This is a genomic window from Streptomyces sp. LZ34 (assembly GCF_053890475.1).
This window is the reverse complement of record NZ_CM132680.1, coordinates 12322566-12342953: the sequence shown is the minus strand read 5'-3', so window position 1 is coordinate 12342953 and position 20388 is coordinate 12322566. Positions and strand designations below refer to the sequence as shown.

Genomic DNA, 20388 nt, shown 5'->3' with positions numbered 1-20388 from the left:
CTTGGTCCCCGGCCCGGCCCAACACCGTCCTCCAGCACCACTACGACCGCCTCGGAGTCGCAGCCGGCGCGGAGCGTTTTCGGCGTCATTGAGTAAGGAGTGTCCGGCCGTGGGCAAGCCTTCACTTCATGGCGTGCGCCCGTTCACGGCCACCAACAGCGGGCCGGGGTACCGCGTGATATAGATCAGAGTCCACGTCGTCCAGGCCACCTCCTTCGGGCCGCGCCCGGTAGCGCGCAAAGCGGCGTTGAACGCCTCGGCGAACGCCAGTTGGTGAGGGCGGGCCAACGAAAAGCCCTCCCGCCCCAGGCGGGCGCCGTCGCGCTGGGAACGCAGCGCCGGACGGTACGACTTGAGGAGCTTGCGAACCCGTTCTTCCGGATCGCGGGGCAGGCGGGCGGGCAGGCAGTCGGCCAGCATCGCGTCGGCCACCGCGCCAAGCAGACCGGCCTTGTCCTTCACATGCCAGGCCACTGCGTTGACCCGTACCCCCAGCCGGCCGGCAACGGCCCGCAGGGACAGCCTGTCGAGCCCGTCGCTCTCCAGCGCTTCCATCGCGGCAGCGACGATCTGCCCTTCGGTCAGGCCGACGTGGGCCCGGGACACCGAGGGGCGGGATCGCTCTGCCGAATCCGTGACCCAGGAGACCGTCGAGCTCATCGGGAAGGACGGCGGCCAAGCCTTCACGGTCGGCGCGGAACTGGGCGTGCCCGGCGACATCGACCAACTGTTCCGCGGCCTGGAAGCCGGCCTGAAGGAGCACACCGGGCAGACCACCCTGGACATCCTGGTGAACAACGCCGGCGAAACGGTGCCCGGGACCGCTCCGGAAGAGGTCTCCGCCGAGCAGTTCGACCGGTTGTTCGCGGTCAACGCCAAGGCGCCCTTCTTCATTGCCCAGCGTGCCCTCGGGCTGATCCCCGACGGGGGACGCATCATCAACATCTCCTCCGGTCTGACCCGGATCGCCAGCCTCGCAGGCCGTCTACGTGATGTCCAAGGGCGCGCTCGAACAGCTCTCGCTGCACTTCGCGCGACACCTCGCCCCCGGGGGTTCACGGTCAACAGTGTGCTCCCCGGCGTCACGGACAACGGGGACTCGGCCACTCCTGATGGCCGCCATGGCGTTCTCACTGAGCAGCAGGTCTTCGCGATCCAGGACACGTGGTCGGGCAAGGGCCGATGGACGCACGGGGCGACACCACTGCTGTCGCCGAGCGTTCCGATGCCGCCCGCGGGCGGCCCATCACCGCCACGAGTGCCACGTCCCCGTTGCCCGCCTACAAGCCACCTGGGCAGATTTGGTACGACGAGAGTGGTCCCACCCGACGGCTCTTCGGTCGCGTGAGGCCCGGCATGGCGCTTGGCGCGCCGTTCCGGGAACGGGGCGTGGTCACGTCCTTCGGAAGATACCGCTGGCACATCCGCAGTGAGCCATCCGGGCCGGAGGCGGGCGAAGCGTGAGGCCCTGGCAGATGGCGCCCTCGACGCCTGCACAGCGCGCCGCACTCAGGAACGGTGATCCGGTCCTGAGTTCAGCTGCTCTTGCCCGGCTCCGGTGCGGTGGGGCCCGCCGGGCTGGCGCGGAGCATGGCCTTGTAGAGGGCGTCGTGCTCGGGCGAGGCGGGCAGGGGGCCGCGGGCAGGGGCCTCGAAGGACTGGGTCAGCAGGGCGGCCACGCGTCGCCAGGAGTCCGGAGCGGCGTCGCCGGTGGCATTGACGACGCCGGCGTTGGCCATGTGCAGCAGCACCAGGTCCGAGGGGTCGAAGTCCTTTCGCAGCCGACCCACGGCCTTGGCGCGGTCGATGAGCCGCACCATCGCCTCGTAGGCCTCGTTGCGCCGCTTCTCCAGAGCCTTGGCAGTGGGGAAGGTCATCGTCAGCACGTCGGCGAACCCGCAGTCGGCGGCTTGCATCGCACAGGCCGTCTCGATGTAGCCGACGAAGCCATTCCAGGGGTCGGGGTCGTCGAGGGCGACGGCGACGGCGTCCGCGTAGGCGTCCATGCGGTCGGAGAAGACCGCGGCGACCAGCTCCTCCTTCGCGGGGAAGCGGCGGAACATGGTGGCGATTCCCACCCCCGCCTCGCGGGCCACGGAGGCCATGGAGGCGTTCAGCCCCTCGCGCCCGAACACCGTGCGCGCGGCGGCGACGATCCGCTCCCGGTTGCGCTCGGCGTCGCTGCGCAGAGGCTGGGCGGCGGGGCCGTCGGGGTTCTGGGCGCCAGGGTTCATACCAGCCAGTCTAGCAATCGGATTGCCCTATCCATTTTGGCACCACGCTGGCCGCAGTGAACAACGATTCCGGATCGATGTACGACAGATCGGTGGCCGCGGTCACGCCAGTCCTCTCCTTGGTAACGGGGAATCGCCGATGGCGGGTATCAGATGGTCGGAGCGCCGGTAGGCCGAGTAACTTGCGGGTGGCGGGGGCGACTTCGGTGGCGAGAGCTCGATGGACTCGTGGACCATCGGGGCGGGCATGCCACCGAAGTCGACCTGGCCGAGGAACCGATCGAGGCCGAACAGCTCGTGCTCGGTGAACCGGCTGGGAATGGCCGAACCGCATCACGAGGTCGTACGCGAAATGGCCCACGCGGACCACGCCCCGGCATCGCCGTGCCACCGCCCAGCCGTCCGCCCCGCCGTTGCGATACGGGGCGGACGGGGAGTGCGTGCGGGGCAGGTCAGAAGGTGAGGAGCACCTTGGTGGCGCGCCGCTCGTCCATGGCCTTGTAGCCCTCTGCGGCCTGGTCCAAGGGCAGGGTGAGGTCGAAGACCTTGCCGGGGTCGACCTTGCGGTCCCAGATGAGCTGGATCAGCTCGGGCAGGAACCGGCGCACCGGGGCGGGGCCGCCCTCCACGTGGATGCCGGCGAAGAACAGGTCGATGCCCTGGATCGTGACGTCGTAGTTGACACCGACGAAGCCCATGTGGCCGCCGGGGCGGGTGGCGCCGATCGCCTGCATGGTCGCCTCTTGGGTCCCGACGGCCTCGACCACCGAGTGCGCGCCGAGCCCGCCCGTCAGTTCCTTGATCTTCGCCACGCCCGCGTCACCGCGCTCCTCGACGATGTCGGTCGCGCCGTAGAACCGGGCGAGCTTCTGCCGCTCGGGGTGGCGGGACATCGCGATGATCCGCTCCGCGCCCAGCTGCTTGGCGGCAAGGATGGCCATCAGGCCGACCGCGCCGTCGCCGACGACCGCGACCGTCTTGCCGGGGCCGGCCTCGGCTGCGACGGCACCGTACCAGCCGGTGCCGAGCACATCGGAGGCGGCCAGCAGCGAGGGGATCAGCTCCGGGTCCGGCTGCCCCGGCGTGGGAACGAGAGTGCCGTCCGCGTGGGGGATGCGGGCCTTCTCGGCCTGGGTGCCGACCGTCTGCGCCACGAATTCCCGGTGCACGCAGCCGGATTGGTAGCCCGAGCGGCAGATCTCACAGGTGTTGTCGGAGATGACGAACGACCCGACGACGAAGTCGCCCACCTTGACGTTCTTCACGTCGGAGCCGATTTCCTCGACGACACCCACGTACTCGTGCCCCATGGCCGTGTGGTCGGTGGGCTCGATCCCGCGGTAGGGCCACAGGTCCGACCCGCAAACGCAGGTCGCGGTCAGCCGGACGATCGCGTCGGTGGGCTCGATGATCTTCGGGTCTTCACGCTCCTCCACCCGGACATCACCGGCCGTGTACATCACTACTCCACGCATGACTGCGTCTCCTTGCTTTCTGTGTGCTGGCGCCCGCAGCGCCGGATCTTGCTTGGGAACCGCAACGTCCCCGGTTCTTCCCACGCCGGCGAACCCCCGCCACCAGCTTCATGGGGAATCTGCTGTACGCGCGGATGTCGACCCTGACGTCACCCGCGTGCACGTCCCGGGCGAAACCGTCCGGGCCGGGCACCCACGCCGCACCACCGGCCACGGCGGAGCGGAAAGCACCACGGCATCCAGGTAACCGCCATTCCGCGCGGGCAGCGAGTTACTGCTGATGGGTGTATTGGCAGTACACCCCAACCTGCCGTACTCGGCCGTACGGTCGTCGTATGGACAACCGTGACGAAGTCCGCGAGTTCCTCACCTCGCGGCGAGCCAAGATCACCCCGCAGCAGGCGGGGCTGCCGGCCGGCACCCGCCGCCGCGTGCCCGGCCTGCGCCGCAGCGAGGTCGCCGCCTTGGCCGACGTCAGCGTGGAGTACTACGCCAAACTCGAGCGCGGCAACCTCGCCGGCGTCTCACCCACCGTGCTCGAAGCTGTCGCCCGCGCCCTCCGGCTCGACGACGCCGAACGCGCCCACCTGCTCCACCTGGCCCAGGCCCAAGAAGGCTCCGACACCCTCGCACGCCCCCGGTCACGTTCCAGTCAGCAGCGGCCCTTGCACAAGAGCCTCCAGTGGGCCCTGGACGCCGTCACCGCCGGGGCCGCGTACGTCGCCAACGGACGCCTGGACCTGCTCGCCGCCAACCAGCTCGCCCGCGCCTTCTTCAGCGACATCCACAGCGGCAGCACCAAGCGGCCGAATCTCGCCCGCTTCCAGTTCCTCGACCCCGCGGCCCGCCGCTTCTACCCTGACTGGGATCTCGCCGCGGACATGACCGTGGACGTCCTGCGCACCGAGGCCGGCCGCAACCCGAACGACAAGGACCTCCACGACCTGGTGGGAGAGTTGTCCACCCGCAGCGACGCCTTCCGCACCCGCTGGGGCGCCCACAACGTCACCCGCCACGGCACCGGCATCAAACGCTTCCACCACCCCGTCGTCGGCGACCTCACCCTCGCCTGGGAAGCCCTGGCCATGGCCGCCGAACCCGGTCTCACCCTCACCATCTACACCGCCGAACCCGACTCACCCTCCGCGGAAAACCTGAACCTCCTCGCCACCTGGGCCGCCACCCAGGAAGCCGACTCCTCCACACAGCCCCTCTCACGCGACTGACCGTTCGCCCTCGTAAGCCCGGCCCTCCCAGCTGTGAGGTGACGGCAGTCCCCCGGCCCTTGGCGCGGACGGATTCCGCCCACCATCCAAGTGCCGACTCGATCTCGGCGAGCTCCGGCGCGGGCCCCCGCCGGCACCACCGTCCGGCGTAGCGGGGATGGCCGTTGATGCCGGTGCCGATCGCGGTGCCGCCCAGGTTGGACTCCGGCAGCAGCGTCGACATTCCTCCGCCTTCACGCCGAACACGCTCGCCTGACAGGACCGGGACCGCGTCGCGACGTCTACAACGGCGCGTGACGGGTGTCGCGGCCGTTACGCGGGATCAGGTGTTCCAGCCGACCACCATCGCGGAACGATGCCGACGCTGGGTGAAGGCGATGGCGATCGTGGGCACCAGGGTCAGTGCGGCGCTTCCGGTGCCGATCATGGCGGGACCGGCGGCCCCGAGGGTGGAGTCGAGGGCGAGCCCAGCTGTCCAAGAGCCCGCCGCGGTCCCGAAGTTGAACGCCGAGACGGTCAGGGCGGATCCCAGGGTGGGAGCCCGGCCTGCGAAGCGTACGCCCAGGGCGATCAGCACCGGGGTAGCCACGAACCCGAAGAAGCCCAGCAGGGCGACCAGCACGACCGTGGGCACGAGCTCAGTGCGGACAGCTCGGACCGGATCGACACCGCCTGCTGGTCGGAGCCGTCCTGCGGAACGTGGCGAGCGATGAGCCCAATGGAGGCCGCTGCGAGGGCCGCGAGTACCCAGAACGGCCCCCGGGAGCGATGGTCAGAGCGCGCGCAGCGCGTTGCCGAGGTGTGGGCCGTAGTTGTCCCAGCACTGGATGTCGCCGGTGTCGGAGACCAGGTCTCCGAGGTACCAGTCGCCGTTGTCGGCCCGCACCGCGCAGATCCCTGCCAGGTTGATCGCGCAGCGGGCCTGGAGTGGTTCGCCGTACAGGGTGACGGTGCCGAGGGTGGTGAGCAGCTGGGCTTGGGGGCAGCCGGTGAGGCGCTGGATGTCCGCAAGTGTCCAGGGCTCTGGGAGGTGCCTGTCGTGGTGCTCGGTGGTGGGGAGGAGTTCGACCACGGCGTGGCCGAGCTGGGGCCGGATCCACTCGCCGCTGCGTTCGATGCCGAGGACTCCTCCGAGGAAGGCCATGTCAAAGGTGCCGATGGGGGTCTCCCAGCGGAACGGGACACGGGAAACATGGGAGGGGAAGTCGTCCTGCGCGGTGGTGCCCGGGCCGAACGACTGCTTGGGACACGGTCCGTCGTCGGTGTACCGGTGGGCGATGAAGGCCGTGATCCAGCCGGTGACCCGATCGCCGCCGGAGGCCGACTCCCACTTGTAGAGCGAGCGCCAGAACGCGTGGTCGACGCCCCACCCTGAGGCTGTCGCGCTGATCGTGTCCAGGACCGGGTGCAGGGCGGTGAACCACGGCCGCAGGCCATCGAACCACCCCGCCAGCTCCCGTACCCGGGCCGCCAGCAGGCGCCAGTCCCGGTCCGTGCCCTCCAGCCGGATCCGGGGAATGCCGCAGAGCGTCTGCCACCGGAAGCGGTAGTAAGGGCTGACCACATCCATCAGCGCGACCAGCGCCGCCGTCGCGTCGGCCGAGGTGGTGGTGGAGAAAGCGGGCTGGAACAGATCTGCGACATCCTCGCCGATCCGGGAGCGCAAGGGCTGTTGGACCAGATTGATCGAGCGCTCCCAGTCCCGCGGGGCAGAATCGTCACGGACGGCGATGGTCTGCTGGTGCCCGGGCGTATCGGTGAAGAGTCCCTCGTATGTGCTGGAGTTGAGCCGCACATGGACGGCCACCTCATGCACGACGGCGTACCAGAGCAGGTCGGGCGAGAGACTCAGTGGCAGGTGGGCCGTGAAACACAGGTGGATGGCGCGCAACAGGAGGCTGGAGGTGGGCTCGGCCTCCGAAGCGTCGGTGGACCAGCCGATGAGGCGGTCGGTACTCCGGTGGTGGAAGCGCGTCTGGTCATGGAGCACCGCCCGCAGGAACCGCTCGTTACCGAGCTCGGTGAGTTCAGCCGCCAGCCGAGCGGCATCAGCGTCCTCACCGAGTGGCAGATCTATCTCAAAACCCATCCACAACCCCCGGGAACAATGCTCGGCCCCGATCCTAGACACCTGATGAAGGCCTTGGGCCTCTGGCCCATCAAAACGAGCAGCAGATGGCCAGATCAAACAACCGACCAGCCAGCAATGCACAACCAATCGTTGTGCGGATAGCATGAACGGCGTGGATCTCGATGCTGTGCGCACCTTCGTGGCCGCCGCGGACGCGGGGCGGTTCCAAGACGCTGCCGCCGAGTTGTCGATCACCCAGCAGGCCGTTTCCAAACGCATCGCCACGCTGGAGAAGATCCTCGGCGTGCGGCTGTTCACCCGCACCACGCGAGGAGCGAAGCTCACCATCGACGGACAGGCGTTCCTGCCCCACGCCCGCGATCTCCTGCGGGCCGAAGCGCGGGCAGTCGCCTCCGTCCGTCCTGGCCGCCGCGCCCTGCGCGTCGACGTGATCGGCCGACGACTCGCCCCGGCCGCCCTGCTGCGCGACTTCCATCGCGCGCACCCCGAGGTCGAACTCGATGTCATGACCCTGTTCGACGCCGACGCGGCCATCGACGCGATCCGGTCCGGCACGATCGACGCGTCCTTCCACGCCGTCACCACGCCCGGTCGGCTGCTCCCCGACGACATCGGGGTCGCCCGGGCCTTCGACGAGCCCGTCCAGCTTCTCACTGGACCGGCGCACGAGCTCGCCTCCGCCCGCACGGTTACGCCCGCCGAGCTCGTCGGGCACCGGATCTGGATGCCCGGCATCGTTCCGGGCACCGAGTGGGCCGCCTACTACGATGCCCTCGCCACCGCGTTCGGGCTCACCATCGAGATCACCGGCCCCGACTTCGGCACCGAGCCCCTGCTGGACACCATCGCCGACTCCCGGACACTGGCGACCTTCGTCGGCGAGCAGACCCGCCTCGTCTGGCCCGCCGACCACGGCCTCCGGCGGATCGCCGTACGCGACCCGGCACCTGTCTACCCACACTCACTGGTATGGCACCGCGACAACCCGCACCAGGCACTCACCACGCTCCGCGACCACCTCTGCTCCGGGCAGTTCGACCACTCCGACGCCCAGACCTGGACACCGACATGGGCATAGTGGGCAGGACCACCGCGTCACCCAGCGGCAACGACGAGCCGCTCCAGCACGCAGAAGGTGTACGCCGCCTTGCCCACGCTGCGCACAATGAGGTTTTCAAAAGGGGGTGCGACCCGCTTTTGCGTGAGAACGAGTTGTGTCACAGGCAAGGAGTTGAATATGGGCGCACAGGACGCGCAGGACACGGCTAAGAGGCTGCGGGCGATCAGCGACGAGGTGTCGGACCGTTTCTACGAGCGGGCTGACGTGGTGCGGACGCTGATGGTGACGCTGCTGGCCGGGCAGCACTCATTAGTGCTCGGCCCGCCCGGAACGGCGAAGTCCGAGATGGCCCGGGAACTCACGGGCAGGGTCGAGGGAGCGGCCTACTGGGAGATCCTCCTGTCGAAGTTCACCGCGCCGACGAGAATGTTCGGTCCCATCGACGTCGCCGCGCTGGCCCGGGGTGAGTATCGCCAGGTCTACGACGGCCGCGCCACGACCGCGCATGTCGCGTTCATCGACGAGATCTTCAAGTGCTCCACGGCGGCGCTGAACGAGACGTTGGGCTACCTCAACGAGCGGATCTACCACCCCGAGAGCGGCGGCGAGCCGATCCGCTGCCCCCTGATCGGGGCGATCACGGCGAGCAACGAGCTGCCCAGCGGAGAGGATTCGGCCGCGATCTACGACCGGCTGCTGGTGCGGATCGAGGTCGGGTACCTGGCAGACCCCTCGAACTTCGCCGCGCTGGTCCGCTCCGCCGTCAGCCGCCCGGCGGCACCGACACGGACCACCATCGAGCTGGCCGCGCTGGAGCACGCCGTGACCGAAGCCGTCCCGGCCGTGGACGTCCCCGACGTGATCGTGGATGCGGTGTGTACGCTGCGGGCCGCCCTGCGCCGCAAGGAACTCGTCGCCTCTGACCGCCGCTGGCGGCAGGCGGTGGGCCTGCTCCAGGCGTCCGCGTACCTCGACGCCCGCCCGGCGGTCGCCGAGACCGACCTGTCGGTGCTGACTCACGTGCTGTGGGACTCCCCCGCCGAACGCCCGACCGTCGAGCGCGAAGTGCTGCAACTGATCAACCCCGACGCCAAGGAGGCGCTCGACCTGGCCGACGTCATCGAGGAGCTGGAGGCCCAACTCGACGCCATGGCCGGGCAGTCCCGCGAGGCGCTGAGCGAGTGGGTCATCAAGAATGCCCACGGCAAGCTCGCCAAGGCGGGGAAGCGGCTGGAGAAGCTGCGTGCGGAGGCGGCGGGCGCCGGCCGCTCCACCGCCGCCATCGACCGAGTCACCGGCCGCCAGCGCGCCGTCCGCGCCCGCGTTCTCACCGAGGCCCTCGGCGTGGACGCGAGCATGGTGCAGGCCCAGCTCTGAACACCGGGGGATCAGGACCATGGGCGAGACCCCGAGCAGGCTCAACGAGCTGGCGAGCCGGGCCGGGAAGTGGCTGGGCCTGTCCGCCGCGGCTCCCGAGCGGCACACCACGGCCGTGGTCGCGGACCGGTTCGACCAGATCGCATGGCGCGACACCTACGGGCAGTCGGCCGCACTGCGCGATCTCGCCGAGGAGCTGAACGAGCGCTACGACTACGCCACCGACCTCCTGACCGACGCGTTCCTGGCCGCGTACAAGGTCAGCCCGCGGTTGCGCGAGCGCGAGAAGATGGACCCCCGTCGGCTGGTCAACCACCAGGTCATCACCTCACTGGTGGAGTCACTGGAGTTCGCCGAGCTGCGCCGGGAGACGGCTGGCGACCCCTACGCCGCCGCCATGGCCGTGCTCGCCCAGGCCGCCGCACTGCGCTGGATGCTGGAGCGCTCCCGGGATGCCCAAGAACAGGCCGAGCAGGCGAAGAAGTCCCAGCAGGAAGCCGAAGACGCGGCGACCGCCGTGGGCGAGGCGCTCCGGCAGGCCGCCGAGGGGGCGGACCGGTCCGACGGGGTCGGCACCGTGCCGGCCCCGGCCGCCGACGCCGTACAACAGGCGATCGAGGCCGCCGAGGCCGCTGCGCAGCAGGCCGCCCGAGACGCCGCGCAGGCCCTCGCGGCGGCGGCCCCCGGCATCCGTGCCGCCGCGCGGAACGCGGCGGCGAAGGCCGCCGAGGCCGCGCGGGAGGAGGCCGCGCTGATGCGGGCATGGGGAGTCGATTCCGGCGAGCTGGAGCGAATGCCGTTCGACCAGCGCGCCCAGCTCGCCGAGCGGCTGCGCACCAGCCGTCTCGCACAGTGGGCCGAGCTGATCGGCCGTTTCCGGCAGATGGCCGGCGGTGAGTGCGCCCGTAAGGTGGAGAACGCTGCCGGGGAGCTGGTCGGCGTCACGCTCGGCAATGACCTCTCCCGCGTCATCCCTTCCGAGCTGGCCAACCTCGGCCTGCCTGAGCTGCGTGCGGTGTTCGCCACGCGCTACGCCGCCGGGGAGCTGATGCTCTACGACAGCCAGGGGGAGCAGACCACCGGCCAGGGCGCCATCATCGCGTGCGTGGACACCTCGCACTCCATGTATGAGGCGGGGCCCGGCGGAGTCACCCGGGAGGCGTGGGCCAAGGCGTGCGCCCTGGCGCTGCTGGATCAGGCCCGCCGCGCCAAGCGTGACTTCGTCGGCATCCTGTTCTCATCCGCCGACCAGATCCGCGTCTTCCGCTTCCCGGCCGGCCGGCCCGCCGGCATCGCCCGGGTGCTCGACTTCGCGGAGACCTTCCTCGGCGGCGGCACCAGCTGCCAGAGGCCCCTGACAGCGGCCGGCGAACTGCTGGAGGAGGAGTTCAACGACGCCGCCCGCACGCGCGGCGACATCGTGATGATCACCGACGACGAATGCGGCGTGACCGAGGAATGGATGCGCGGCTGGAACGACGCCAAGCACCTGCTGGGCTTCCGCGTCTTCGGCGTGGCCATCGGCACCCCGCGCGCCGCCGAAGCCGGCTCGGTCCTGGACGCCCTGTGCGACAACCTCCGCTCCATCGAGGACCTCACCGACGTCCACGCCGCCGCCGACCTCTTCCGTGTGATCTGACCCGGCCTCCTCCCTCGCAACCCCGGCACGAGAGAGGAATGGTTCCCGCAACTGGGCATCCCTCACGCAGGCCCCCCGCCCCCGCCCCCGCCGGCAACCTCGCTTCTGAGGTTTCGCTTCGGAGTGACGCCGGTTGGGTGGCCGGGTGCAGTCCGGCGGCGTGAGGTGCCTCGATGGGGGTGACCTGACCGTGGCACTGGGCGGGTGGGGGTTCGTGCGATGCGGCCGCGGCGGGGGTTTCTCGGATGGCCGGGCGGGTGCGGGTCGCGTGTGGTGGTCGGTGGTCTGGCGTCCGGCGCGTTGGGCTTGAGGGGGGGCGCACCCGACGGCGGTCGGGGGCGCCCTGGGCGTTCAAGGCCGCCCTCTGAAAGGGCTCTGTGCCCGTCTGGGTCACACGGCTGAGCCGGGGCCCGGGAGTGCGTCGACGTCGTTCGCGTGCATCGGCTCGCCGCAGTGGGAGCAACGCAGGTCGACGCTGCTGACCTGGCCGCACGCGTGGTGGCGGTAGAGCACTGGTGGGCCGGCCTCGCCCGCGAGCCATTTGTCTCCCCAGCGGGTCATGACCATGAGCAGGTCGACCAGCTCGGTGCCCTTCTCCGTCAGGCGGTACTCGTACCGCGGCCGCCGGTCGTAGGGATGACGCTCGAGCACGCCCTGGTCGACGAGGTGGTTCAGCCGCTCGGTCAGAACCTTGCGCGAGATCCCGAGGTCGGCCTGGATCTGGTCGAACCGGGTGAGCCCGACCCACACGTCACGCAGGACGAGCGGCGACCAGGGCTCCCCGATGACGTCGAGCGTACGCGCGATCGAGCACGCCATCCCGTCGAAGTTCGTGCGCTGCATGGAACCAGTCTAGCGCTTTGAGTTCCCTAAGGGAACTTCGAGCGCTACGGTCATAGAGTCTCCTTAGGGAACCCCGGGAAGGATCACGGACATGAGCAAGGTCTTCAGCGCCCACGCGGTGTCGGTCGACGGGTACATCACCGGTCGCGGTCCCGGCGCCGGGCGCGGACTCGGCGCCGGAACGTTGCTCTTCGACTGGTACTTCGGCGGCGACACACCCAGCCAGGTGTTCGACGGGTTCCGGCTGAGCCAGCCCAGCGCCCTGGCTTTCGACGCGCTCGCTGGACGCGTGGGCGCCATTGTGGCGGGACGCAACACCTATGAGGACTCCGACCATTTCGGAGGCGGCAGCCCCCACCCGACGGCCCGACTGTTCGTCCTCAGCCACCGGCCGGCGCCGGAGATCACCGAGCGGCAGACCCTGGTCACCAGCGGCATCGAGGACGCGGTCGCGGCGGCCCGCGAGGCCGCCGGCGACAAGGACGTCGGTCTCATGGGCGGCGGTGCCGTGACCGAGGCGCTCAAGGCGGGACTCGTCGACGAGCTGGTCCTCCACCAGGTGCCGGTCCTGCTCGGAGGCGGCCGACCCTTCTTCCAGTCGCTCCCCGAACACGTACGACTCCACCTCGTCGAAGCCGTCCCGGCGCCCGGCGTCACCCACCTCCACTACGAGGTCGAGCGATGACCGTCGTCGCCGGCGAAGCCGCGTCGCCCGCCGACAAACACCACCACCGCCACAAGCCCAACCAGAACCCACACCAGGAGATGACCGTGATGCTCGACCCCCATGTGCGCCGCGTGCTCGACGGCACCTCGATCGCCCACCTCGCCAGCGTCCTGCCCGACGGCGCACCCCACTCCGTCCCCGTATGGGTCGGCACGCACGGCGACCACGTCGCGATCCTCACCGGTCCGGGCACTCGCAAGGCCCGCAACCTGCGCCGCGACCCACGGGTCGCGCTCTCCCTCACACCAGCCGACAACCCGTTCCAGCCGGTCGTCGTCCGCGGCAAGGTCGTCGAGTGGATCGAGGGCGCTGCCGCCTGGGAAATCATCGACCGTATCTCGACGAAGTACATCGGTGGCCCCTACTCGCGAGACAAGGAGCGGATCGTCGCGCTCATCGAACCCGACCGGCAGAGCATGGGCTGAGGCACCTCGATCCATGGCGCCGCGAGTATCCACTTGGCCGAACCTCCGCGCGGATGCCGCGCAGGCTCGCCACATCCCAACAGTGGTCCGGATGAAGCCCGGCCGGCGGAAGTGACTGGCCGCGGAGTTGGAGAAGGGACCGGCCGCGCAGGGCTGGACGGAGGACCAGCGGTGGACGCCGTCCCGGATCTCCACGGCGGTGATCGCGCGGCGTTTCCATGTCCGCTTCAGTCCGACACAGCCTGCCAGCGGACAGGAGAGTAGCGTGCAGCAGAGGTACAGCGCACTCAGCATCGGAGCAGGGCGACGCCACACAGCGTTCGCAGTGGGTACCATCCAGCACCAACGCGGGATAGAGACCCAGATGAGGGAGCTTGTAGTGGACACCCTTTCCGACAATGCCAGTTTGAAGTCCCAGTATGCGACCCAAGTCGCCGCTGATCTGGAGCGCAATGCGAAGGAGCAAGAACGGATCAGCACCGAAATCGGCTCTCTGCAGGCGCAGTTGGCTGTGCTGGAAAGCAACCGGGTACTGCTGCTCAGCATCCAGCAGACCCTGGGCAACGAAGCCACCAGTGACGTAACCGGGAACGCCGCCGACACAAGCACTGCGGCGGAATCTCCTGCCAGGCAGCAATCCGCCGTGCTGCCCAGGCCCACAGCACGCAAGCACAAAACAGCCGATGCCACCGCCAAGAAGAAGGAGACGGCATCGGACAAGAACCGCCCCAAGCGGCCCCGAGAAGCAGGTGCCCCCACCCTCCGGGAGCTCCTCATCGGCCATCTCACCGAGCACGGCGGGCCCCGCTCCGCCGCCGAGATCACCACTGCTCTCGCCCAAGCCCTCCCGGACCGCGAGATCAAGGCCACGGTCGTGCGCAGCACCCTCGAGTCCCTTGTCGCCAAAAGCCAAGTTCACCGCACCAAGCAGCAGAAGTCCGTCTTCTATTCGACTACAGCCCCGGATGCGACCACCGGTACAGCTGAGCCGGGCCCGGCGCCCACTGCCTGAGGGCCGACCCGTAATCGATCTTCGGAGCTGCCACTGAGCGTTGCAGTGGCCGATGCGCCCGTGGACCGCAGGCGCGGCGCGAGCACCCGTGGGAGTAATGGTCAAGGCCGGTGGATATAGAGACACTCGATCACGTGATCTGTATGTCCACTGTCTCCCCGTCGTGTGGACACCGGTGTGCCAGCCCGTGTTCGCTGAGGTGGGCGGCGGCTCGTTCCGCGCCCCGCGCCCCGCGCGTCGCGGTGCGCGGGGCGCCGGTGGGGACGATCCGGAGTTGCACCGAGCCGAGGCAGGCGGGTTGGGTGAGGAGTGAATGCCCGTCGGGCAAGACGGCCGGGTCGTCGATGAGGTCGTTGCCCCCAGGTCCGGACCCGCGATGCAGGCACCGGCCGACCGGCCTGGGGCCGACACACCGGCCGACCGCCGGCTCGCGGAGATCCTCGCCTTCTCAAGTTCGTCGACAGCGAGTTCCAGGCGTGCTGGAGCAGTGGCGGGGGCACCAGGAGGAGTTGTTGGGCAAGAGCTGAGGCCCTCGGGAACGGGGCGGGTCCCCTCCACCGGCGCGGACCGTCCCCTGTCGCGGACCCGGTCCGCGCTCATACAATCCGGTGCCTGATAGTCCAACTCCCGCTCCGGACAGGGGGATTCGTGGCCCAAGGCAACGCCAGAGCCGCGCCGGACACCGGTCCGGGAGGCGACCCGCGGCTGCTCGCGCTGCGCGCCGAGGTCGAGAAGATCATCGCCGAGGCACAGATCGGCGCGCGGCGGGCGCAGCGCCGGGCCAAGCTCTGGCACGCCGTGTATCTCAGTCTCGGTTTTCCGGCCGCCGTCCTGGCCGGCATCTCCGGCGCCGCCGGCCTGGCTTCCGCGGGTGCCCGCGTCCCCGCGGCCATCCTCGCCCTGCTGTCGGCGGGCTTCTCCGCCGGTTCGACTTTCCTGCGCTCCGACGCCCGGCACATGACCAACCTCCGCCGCCGTTACGCCTGGCAGAATCTTGAGCCCCGCGCCCGCCTCGTCCTCGCGTACGACGCCTATGAAGGCCCGGAACGACTGCACACCGCCCTCCTCGTCTTGCACGAACTGCGCGCCATGGTGCCGTCGAGCGCGCTGATCCTCGTGGAGCAGCAGGGGCCGTACCAACTGCCGACGGCGGGCCAGACGCCGCCGGCCATCCAGCCGACGACACCGCCACCGGAACCGGGCGCCTGAAAGCCGCCCACCGCAAGGCCGGCTCGGCGTACTGGCCCGGCCAGGGCCTGCCTTTCGGACCATCCTGGCGTCGCGGAGTCTGGCACGGACTACCCCGGGCAGCAGACAAACCTCTGTTTGCTCCACGGCAGGGCCGGCTTACTGCACGAACAGCACCCGCGCGCCCCGCGCGAGCGCGGAGTCAATGGCGGTGTCCAGGAAAGCGAGGGTGTCGCGGCGGCGGGCCAGGGGGTTACGGCGGCGGCCCTCTGCGCCGCCGGTGCGCAAGGACAGGCTTTCCTCGATGATGGGGTGCCAGCGCGGGTCGAACGCTTCATGTGCGTACCGGTCGGCGCCGCACTTGGAGGTCATGCCTCCAGTGGCGAGGGTGTAATGCAACCGGCTCACGCCGAGCACCGCCCACACCGGGAACCACCTGCTGAGCCCGATGGCGAGTGCCAGGGGGCGCGGCTGTCGTTTCCGCTGCCGAAGCGCTCAGGAGGAAGGCCCCGTCGGGAACACCATGGCGGACAGGTTCTGAACTGCCACAACACCCTCGTGCCGGGCGGCAGGTGTGGATAGGTTGACTGGTGTGGACACCGAATGGACCTGGGCGCACTACAGGGACGACAACCCGTTCTCCGCACCACTGAGCACCGGCGAGGACTACCCCACCGAGGCGGAGGCCAGACAGGCGCTCGCCCGCTACATCGCCGCGCTCAACTCGCCGCACACCGAGGAGGCGCTTCAGCAGCTGCGCTCTGAACCGCCGGATCAAAACGCCGTCCTCGTCGTCCCGGACGCCGTGTTCACCACTCGGTTCGCCGGAATCCCTTATGACGAGGCCCCGAGACAGAGCTCTGACGGGCAGCCCGCCGGGTCCGAGGGCTCGCTGGGGGCGGGCCTCGGTAGCCGTGGCGAGGCCGAAGCGCTCCGGCTGATCGAGTCCGGCAGGGCGCGTATCAGACCCAAGGACGTGCCCACACCGATGCGGGTCGAGGGCTACCTGATCGGCCCGTGCGTCGCCGCGGGTTTCCTGATGACCGGAACCGGCGTCATGGCATGGGCCCAGCCGGAGAACAATGTGGCCAGCCCCATCCTCGTGTTTCCCGGCCTTGTCCTGTTCTTCGGCGCCTTCTGGTGGACGTCGAGCTGGCGCCGCCGCGCCGTCGCCCACTTGGCCCGTGCGGGTCGCGCGAAGCAGCCATGAGTAAGGGTCGGGGACTGGCAGGCACGGTGCACCCGCCTCGCCACCTACCGTGGTACCGGCCCGCCAGATAGCCGCGTGCATTCGTCAGCTGAAGCGCTCAGTGTGCGACACGAGGTCGCACCAGGGAAGTAAGGACAGCCACGTGAAGGAGGTATCAATCGGCTGAACTTCGGGCCAGTGTCCAGGGCCCGTCCCCGCGCTCGCATGCGTCGCTGGTAACGGCGAGGTGTGAAGCCGAGCGTTCAAGCCCAAGAGCACTCCGGCCATCGGGGAGCCACAGGCGAGGGGAAGGCCGGACGGGCGAACGCAAGTGAACCCCTGATGATGCCTCGTGACTTTAAGACCGCGTCGATGGCGTGCTGGCGGCGGTCACAGGACCCGGTGCTGAAAAGCACCAAGCGACCTTCGGGTAACTGAGCCCGGAGGGAGGACACCGCTGGTCCCGGGGTAGAGGGGGCGCCCACCCCGGCCGCGTCTTACTGGTGCGGAACGTGGAAACCCCGACGGGGTCCAAGCCACCCGGCTTGGTAGGCCGACCGTAAGGAAAGCTGAACTCCCCGGCGGGAGAAGGATGATCCAAGAAGCGAACGTCGGTAGGTCGAAAGGCCGGAGGAAACCGGGAGACGGGACCTTCACCCGTCTCCCGCATAACTCGCCGGATACGGGTTCTGGTGGCCCGGCCCGAAAGAGCGCCCACGTGGATCAGGTGAGCCTTTGAAGACACCACTGCAACAACGCTCGAACCGAGGGGCAAGTTAGACACCGGAGGGGGAACATGGAGGTCACGAACATCTGTCGTGACGCCGCCGTCTGCGGTGAACGGACCCGAGGACGACTTACTCGACTGGCACGGCATCGACTGGGCCACCTGCGAGGAGAACGTACGGCGCCTGCGGCAGAGGATCTTCAAGGCGACGCAGGAAGGGGACCTGAAGAAGGTCCGCAATCTGCAGAAGCTCATGCTGCGGAGCCGCAGCAACACGCTGGTCAGCGTGAAGCGGGTGACGCAGCAGAGCAGTGGTCGCAAGACCGCTGGCGTCGACGGGGAGCGAGCCCTCACGCCGAAGGCGAGAGGCGAGCTGACGGCCGAGATCCATCGGTCGTCCAAGCCCTGGAGAGCCAGGCCGGTCAAGCGAGTGTTCATCCCCAAGAGCAACGGGAAACAGCGGCCACTCGGTATCCCGGTCATCCGTGACCGGGTCCTCCAGGCCCGCGTGAAGAACGCGCTGGAACCCGAGTGGGAAGCGCGGTTCGAGCCGAGGTCGTATGGCTTCCGGCCCGGCCGCAGCTGCCAGGACGCGATATCCGCGATCTTCTGGACGGTGTCAACGGCCTCTTGATCGTCCCCGCTGGCGGCCTCGAGACATCCCCGCTGGTGGAAGGCATGATCGCCCCGCTCGCGGCCAGATATTCTCCCCACCCTGGGTCGGTGTGGATCAGCTGAAGGGCTTCACTCCCTTTCCGGTGGTGGCCTCGGTGAATCTGAATGAATCACCCTGAGTGACCGTGACGTGGGCATGATGGAGGAGCCGGTCGACGGTCGCGGTGGCCAGGGTCTTGGGCATGATCTCGTCGAATCCAGACGGGTGGAGGTTGCTCGAAACCGCGATCGAGCGCCGTTCATATGCGGCATCCACCAGGCGGTAGAAGCCCTCGGCGGCGTCCTCGGAGACGGGCAGCAGCCCGATGTCGTCGACGATGATCAGGTCCGAGCGGACGATCTTCGCCAGCGCCCGGGCGATCGAGTCGTCCGCGCGGTGGCGGCGGACCAGGGCGCCCAGGTCCTCGATGGTGAACCAGGCGACAGTCAGGCCGGCCTCGACCGCGGTTTGCCCGAGCGCCTCGGTGAAGTGCGACTTTCCCGTTCCCGACGGTCCGCAAATACAGAAGTTCTCCCGGCGGCCGACCCATTCCAGACTCTTCAGGGCGTCCTGGGTGGCCCTGGGTATGGACGACTTGGACTCATGCCAGTCCCCGAAGGTCTTCCCGGTGGGGAACCCGGCCCGCTTGCGGCGGGTGTGCAGGTTGGCCCGGTCGCGTCCGGCCGCCTCCTCGGCCAGCAGGACGCGGACGACCTCGGCGGGATCCCAGCGTTGGGCCTTGGCGGTGGGAATGATGTCGGTCAACGACCGGCGGATGTGCGGGAGTTTGAGCCGCTTGGTCAGCTCGATGGCCTCGGCGAGCGGGTCTCCGTTGGTGCCGGGAACGGTGCGCAGAGGGGTGGCCATCAGGAGTGGTCGCTTTCGTCGTACTCGGAAAGATCAGCAGTGCTCGGGGCGGCGGCGCCGAGGGCGGACCAGGCGGAGGTGCCAGGCTGCAGCGAGTGGGCCTCGCTGCGGCGGACCGGCTCGGCCAGGCCGTGGACGGCCTGATAGTCGAGGATCGACATGAGATCCTTGTCCGCGAAGCGGGCGGTGACCGCGGCGGTGCCGAGTGCGCGGTCAACTTCCGCTATGGAGTAGAGCTTTGAGAGGGCGACGGCCTCGGCCATCTTCGCCTTGATCCTGCGAACCCCGGCCGCCCCGGCCTCGATCAGCCAGCTCGCGGCACCGGGTCCGAGCTGGAGAAACGCGGCCTCCTCGGCGGAGGTCGCCCTCGGAGTGCGGTCGGCTTCCTTGTCCTCGCGCGGCGGATAGTGGGCATCCTCCAGGACCGGGCTGCCGGGCTCGCCGCGCGGGTGGCGGGCGACCTCGACCGCGGAGCCGGTCTCGTCGACGGCGGTGACGATCAGCTCGTCGCCGTGGAAACGGGCCCAGACCCGGGTGTCGATCAGCTGGTGCGGGACCGAGTAGCGGACCGCGTCGACCGAGATCGTCGATTCCCAGGAGACCCGCCGGGTGGTGCCGAAGGCCGCGGTGAACGGCCGCCGCGGCAGCGGGTGCAGCCGCTGCCGTTCTTCCGCGAGCCGCTCGACGGGCTTGCGCCGAGTCGCCTTGTGGGGGCGGGAGTTGACCTCTTCGCAGAACTGCCGGCAGGCGGCCTCCAGCTCACCGAAGGTCTTGTACTGCTCGCGCAGATTGACGTCCCTGGGCACCAGATCGGCCTTCGCGAGCTTCACCGTGGACTCGCTGCCGCCCTTCGTCTCCGGGTCCGCCGGCAGACATGTACGGATCGTCGTGCCGTAGTGCCGGGCGACCTCGACGACCTCCGGATTGCGGACCGCGATCCCGGCGACGTGGTCGGTGGTGACCGTCTTCTCGTTGTCGGTGAGGACGTAGGCCGGGATGCCGCCGATCCGGCGGAACGTGGTGTCCAGACATGCGGTGATCGTTGGCAGCGTCTTGTCCCAGATCGGAATGACGACGCGGAAACGCGACCAGGCCAGCCATGCGCAGAACAGCGTGGTCTTGCGGCCTTTGATCACCGGGCCGTCGCCGAAGTCGTACTGAAGCCAGAGCCCGGGCTCGGTCACCCACGGCCGATAGACACGACGCCGACCTGCCCTGAACTGGGCTTTTGCCTCGGCAACGGTGCGGCGGGTGGTGCGTTCCCCGCCGGTGAAGCCCATCGCAGCGATCCTCTTGTGGACCACGTCCGCGCGGATCTTGCCCTGCGAGCGGACCACCAGTTCCTCGATCTTCGGCAGATAGTCGTCGATCTGCCGGGCCCGGTGCCGGCGCTTGTCGGGCTGCTGGCCGGCCGCCCGCATCTTCACGTACCGGGCCACCGTGTGGTGGTCGCACCCGGCCAGCTCGGCCGCGGCACGGTAACTGCCTGTGAGGTCGTATGCCTCAAGGATCTCCATGATCTCCCTGCTGTTCTTCACCCGCTCCAGCGTCGCCGAGCGGGACTACTCGGGGCGAGCGGGGAGAAAACTGGCCGTACTCGGGGAAACCCGTGGCCACAAAATGCGCCGTATATGGCCGCCACCGGGGAGCTT

Annotated in this window: 19 protein-coding genes and 2 pseudogenes; 12 read left to right on the top strand and 9 right to left on the bottom strand. The window is 69.3% G+C overall.

From position 1 onward, the window contains the following. Window positions 1–126: 126 nt before the first annotated feature. Window positions 127–660 carry a TetR family transcriptional regulator gene (locus ACWY4P_RS52930; RefSeq protein ID WP_456207965.1) on the bottom strand — a complete coding sequence of 178 codons (534 nt, stop codon included), beginning with the start codon at window positions 658–660 and terminating at the stop codon, window positions 127–129. Here ACWY4P_RS52930 and ACWY4P_RS52925 point away from each other — a divergent pair. Continuing rightward, a complete protein-coding gene (locus tag ACWY4P_RS52925; protein WP_456207964.1) occupies window positions 635–1348 on the top strand; it encodes an SDR family NAD(P)-dependent oxidoreductase in 714 nt (237 codons plus the stop codon). The genes ACWY4P_RS52930 and ACWY4P_RS52925 overlap by 26 nt on opposite strands. Before the next feature lie 187 nt (window positions 1349–1535). Here ACWY4P_RS52925 and ACWY4P_RS52920 read toward each other — a convergent pair whose 3' ends face one another. Both ACWY4P_RS52920 and ACWY4P_RS52915 read right to left on the bottom strand, forming a co-directional pair. Beyond that, window positions 1536–2234 (bottom strand): TetR/AcrR family transcriptional regulator, encoded by a 699-nt coding sequence (locus ACWY4P_RS52920; RefSeq protein ID WP_456207963.1) that lies wholly within the window; start codon window positions 2232–2234, stop codon window positions 1536–1538. A gap of 452 nt (window positions 2235–2686) precedes the next feature. After that, the gene (locus ACWY4P_RS52915; protein ID WP_456207962.1) at window positions 2687–3709 is read right to left on the bottom strand and encodes a zinc-dependent alcohol dehydrogenase family protein; all 1023 of its coding nucleotides are present in this window, start codon (window positions 3707–3709) and stop codon (window positions 2687–2689) included. Between the two features lie 335 nt (window positions 3710–4044). On the opposite strand from ACWY4P_RS52915, the gene ACWY4P_RS52910 reads away from it, so the two are divergent. Next, the gene (locus ACWY4P_RS52910; RefSeq protein ID WP_456207961.1) at window positions 4045–4935 is read left to right on the top strand and encodes a helix-turn-helix transcriptional regulator; all 891 of its coding nucleotides are present in this window, start codon (window positions 4045–4047) and stop codon (window positions 4933–4935) included. A 322-nt stretch (window positions 4936–5257) separates the two neighbouring features. Here ACWY4P_RS52910 and ACWY4P_RS52905 read toward each other — a convergent pair whose 3' ends face one another. Continuing rightward, on the bottom strand, window positions 5258–5569 hold the full coding sequence (locus ACWY4P_RS52905; protein WP_456207960.1) for a hypothetical protein: 312 nt from the start codon (window positions 5567–5569) through the stop codon (window positions 5258–5260). Window positions 5570–5707: 138 nt separating this feature from the next. Then, entirely contained in the window at window positions 5708–7024 is a 1317-nt protein-coding gene (locus ACWY4P_RS52900; protein WP_456207959.1) for a DUF4419 domain-containing protein, read from the bottom strand. A gap of 154 nt (window positions 7025–7178) precedes the next feature. On the opposite strand from ACWY4P_RS52900, the gene ACWY4P_RS52895 reads away from it, so the two are divergent. The 3 genes from ACWY4P_RS52895 to ACWY4P_RS52885 all read left to right on the top strand — a co-directional run bounded on the left by ACWY4P_RS52895 (window position 7179) and on the right by ACWY4P_RS52885 (window position 11103). Further along, the gene (locus ACWY4P_RS52895; RefSeq protein WP_456207958.1) at window positions 7179–8105 is read left to right on the top strand and encodes a LysR family transcriptional regulator; all 927 of its coding nucleotides are present in this window, start codon (window positions 7179–7181) and stop codon (window positions 8103–8105) included. A gap of 159 nt (window positions 8106–8264) precedes the next feature. Further along, window positions 8265–9464 (top strand): AAA family ATPase, encoded by a 1200-nt coding sequence (locus tag ACWY4P_RS52890; protein WP_456207957.1) that lies wholly within the window; start codon window positions 8265–8267, stop codon window positions 9462–9464. A 19-nt stretch (window positions 9465–9483) separates the two neighbouring features. Then, the gene (locus tag ACWY4P_RS52885) at window positions 9484–11103 is read left to right on the top strand and encodes a VWA domain-containing protein (RefSeq protein ID WP_456207956.1); all 1620 of its coding nucleotides are present in this window, start codon (window positions 9484–9486) and stop codon (window positions 11101–11103) included. A 390-nt stretch (window positions 11104–11493) separates the two neighbouring features. Here ACWY4P_RS52885 and ACWY4P_RS52880 read toward each other — a convergent pair whose 3' ends face one another. Continuing rightward, on the bottom strand, window positions 11494–11946 hold the full coding sequence (locus ACWY4P_RS52880) for a winged helix-turn-helix transcriptional regulator (protein WP_456207955.1): 453 nt from the start codon (window positions 11944–11946) through the stop codon (window positions 11494–11496). Between the two features lie 91 nt (window positions 11947–12037). Here ACWY4P_RS52880 and ACWY4P_RS52875 point away from each other — a divergent pair, with 91 nt between their 5' ends. From ACWY4P_RS52875 to ACWY4P_RS52855, 5 genes and pseudogenes are all read left to right on the top strand, one after another. Continuing rightward, the gene (locus ACWY4P_RS52875; RefSeq protein ID WP_456207954.1) at window positions 12038–12631 is read left to right on the top strand and encodes a dihydrofolate reductase family protein; all 594 of its coding nucleotides are present in this window, start codon (window positions 12038–12040) and stop codon (window positions 12629–12631) included. Next, on the top strand, window positions 12628–13098 hold the full coding sequence (locus tag ACWY4P_RS52870; protein ID WP_456207953.1) for a PPOX class F420-dependent oxidoreductase: 471 nt from the start codon (window positions 12628–12630) through the stop codon (window positions 13096–13098). Before ACWY4P_RS52875 ends, ACWY4P_RS52870 begins: the two co-directional genes overlap by 4 nt. An 82-nt stretch (window positions 13099–13180) precedes the next feature. After that, window positions 13181–13339 (top strand): annotated as a pseudogene (locus ACWY4P_RS52865) (IS630 family transposase); the annotation flags it as partial. 138 nt (window positions 13340–13477) lie between these two features. After that, window positions 13478–14110 carry a hypothetical protein gene (locus tag ACWY4P_RS52860; RefSeq protein ID WP_456213351.1) on the top strand — a complete coding sequence of 211 codons (633 nt, stop codon included), beginning with the start codon at window positions 13478–13480 and terminating at the stop codon, window positions 14108–14110. A 648-nt stretch (window positions 14111–14758) separates the two neighbouring features. Beyond that, the gene (locus ACWY4P_RS52855; RefSeq protein ID WP_456207952.1) at window positions 14759–15319 is read left to right on the top strand and encodes a hypothetical protein; all 561 of its coding nucleotides are present in this window, start codon (window positions 14759–14761) and stop codon (window positions 15317–15319) included. Window positions 15320–15457: 138 nt separating this feature from the next. Here the strand turns inward: ACWY4P_RS52855 and ACWY4P_RS52850 are convergent, their stop codons facing one another. After that, entirely contained in the window at window positions 15458–15706 is a 249-nt protein-coding gene (locus ACWY4P_RS52850) for a hypothetical protein (protein WP_456207951.1), read from the bottom strand. Between the two features lie 184 nt (window positions 15707–15890). Here ACWY4P_RS52850 and ACWY4P_RS52845 point away from each other — a divergent pair, with 184 nt between their 5' ends. Further along, on the top strand, window positions 15891–16508 hold the full coding sequence (locus tag ACWY4P_RS52845) for a hypothetical protein (RefSeq protein ID WP_456207950.1): 618 nt from the start codon (window positions 15891–15893) through the stop codon (window positions 16506–16508). Window positions 16509–17305: 797 nt separating this feature from the next. Beyond that, window positions 17306–17830, top strand: a pseudogene (locus ACWY4P_RS52840) (reverse transcriptase N-terminal domain-containing protein); the annotation flags it as partial. A gap of 114 nt (window positions 17831–17944) precedes the next feature. Here the strand turns inward: ACWY4P_RS52840 and istB are convergent. Next, window positions 17945–18736, bottom strand: coding sequence for an IS21-like element helper ATPase IstB (gene istB, locus ACWY4P_RS52835; protein WP_456206335.1), 792 nt, complete (start codon window positions 18734–18736; stop codon window positions 17945–17947). Next, the gene (gene istA / locus ACWY4P_RS52830; RefSeq protein WP_456206336.1) at window positions 18736–20274 is read right to left on the bottom strand and encodes an IS21 family transposase; all 1539 of its coding nucleotides are present in this window, start codon (window positions 20272–20274) and stop codon (window positions 18736–18738) included. The genes istB and istA overlap by 1 nt, the downstream gene beginning before the upstream one ends. Between the last annotated feature and the right edge of the window lie 114 nt (window positions 20275–20388).

What these genes read in the sequence shown, in the direction of transcription:
- ACWY4P_RS52875 (WP_456207954.1), top strand. Translation starts at nt 12,038, where the DNA reads ATGAGCAAGGTCTTCAGCGCCCACGCGGTGTCGGTCGACGGGTACATC.
- ACWY4P_RS52900 (WP_456207959.1), bottom strand. Translation starts at nt 7,024, where the DNA reads ATGGGTTTTGAGATAGATCTGCCACTCGGTGAGGACGCTGATGCCGCT.
- ACWY4P_RS52880 (WP_456207955.1), bottom strand. Translation starts at nt 11,946, where the DNA reads ATGCAGCGCACGAACTTCGACGGGATGGCGTGCTCGATCGCGCGTACG.
- istB (WP_456206335.1), bottom strand. Translation starts at nt 18,736, where the DNA reads ATGGCCACCCCTCTGCGCACCGTTCCCGGCACCAACGGAGACCCGCTC.
- ACWY4P_RS52890 (WP_456207957.1), top strand. Translation starts at nt 8,265, where the DNA reads ATGGGCGCACAGGACGCGCAGGACACGGCTAAGAGGCTGCGGGCGATC.
- ACWY4P_RS52920 (WP_456207963.1), bottom strand. Translation starts at nt 2,234, where the DNA reads ATGAACCCTGGCGCCCAGAACCCCGACGGCCCCGCCGCCCAGCCTCTG.
- ACWY4P_RS52885 (WP_456207956.1), top strand. Translation starts at nt 9,484, where the DNA reads ATGGGCGAGACCCCGAGCAGGCTCAACGAGCTGGCGAGCCGGGCCGGG.
- ACWY4P_RS52870 (WP_456207953.1), top strand. Translation starts at nt 12,628, where the DNA reads ATGACCGTCGTCGCCGGCGAAGCCGCGTCGCCCGCCGACAAACACCAC.
- ACWY4P_RS52915 (WP_456207962.1), bottom strand. Translation starts at nt 3,709, where the DNA reads ATGCGTGGAGTAGTGATGTACACGGCCGGTGATGTCCGGGTGGAGGAG.
- ACWY4P_RS52910 (WP_456207961.1), top strand. Translation starts at nt 4,045, where the DNA reads ATGGACAACCGTGACGAAGTCCGCGAGTTCCTCACCTCGCGGCGAGCC.
- ACWY4P_RS52930 (WP_456207965.1), bottom strand. Translation starts at nt 660, where the DNA reads ATGAGCTCGACGGTCTCCTGGGTCACGGATTCGGCAGAGCGATCCCGC.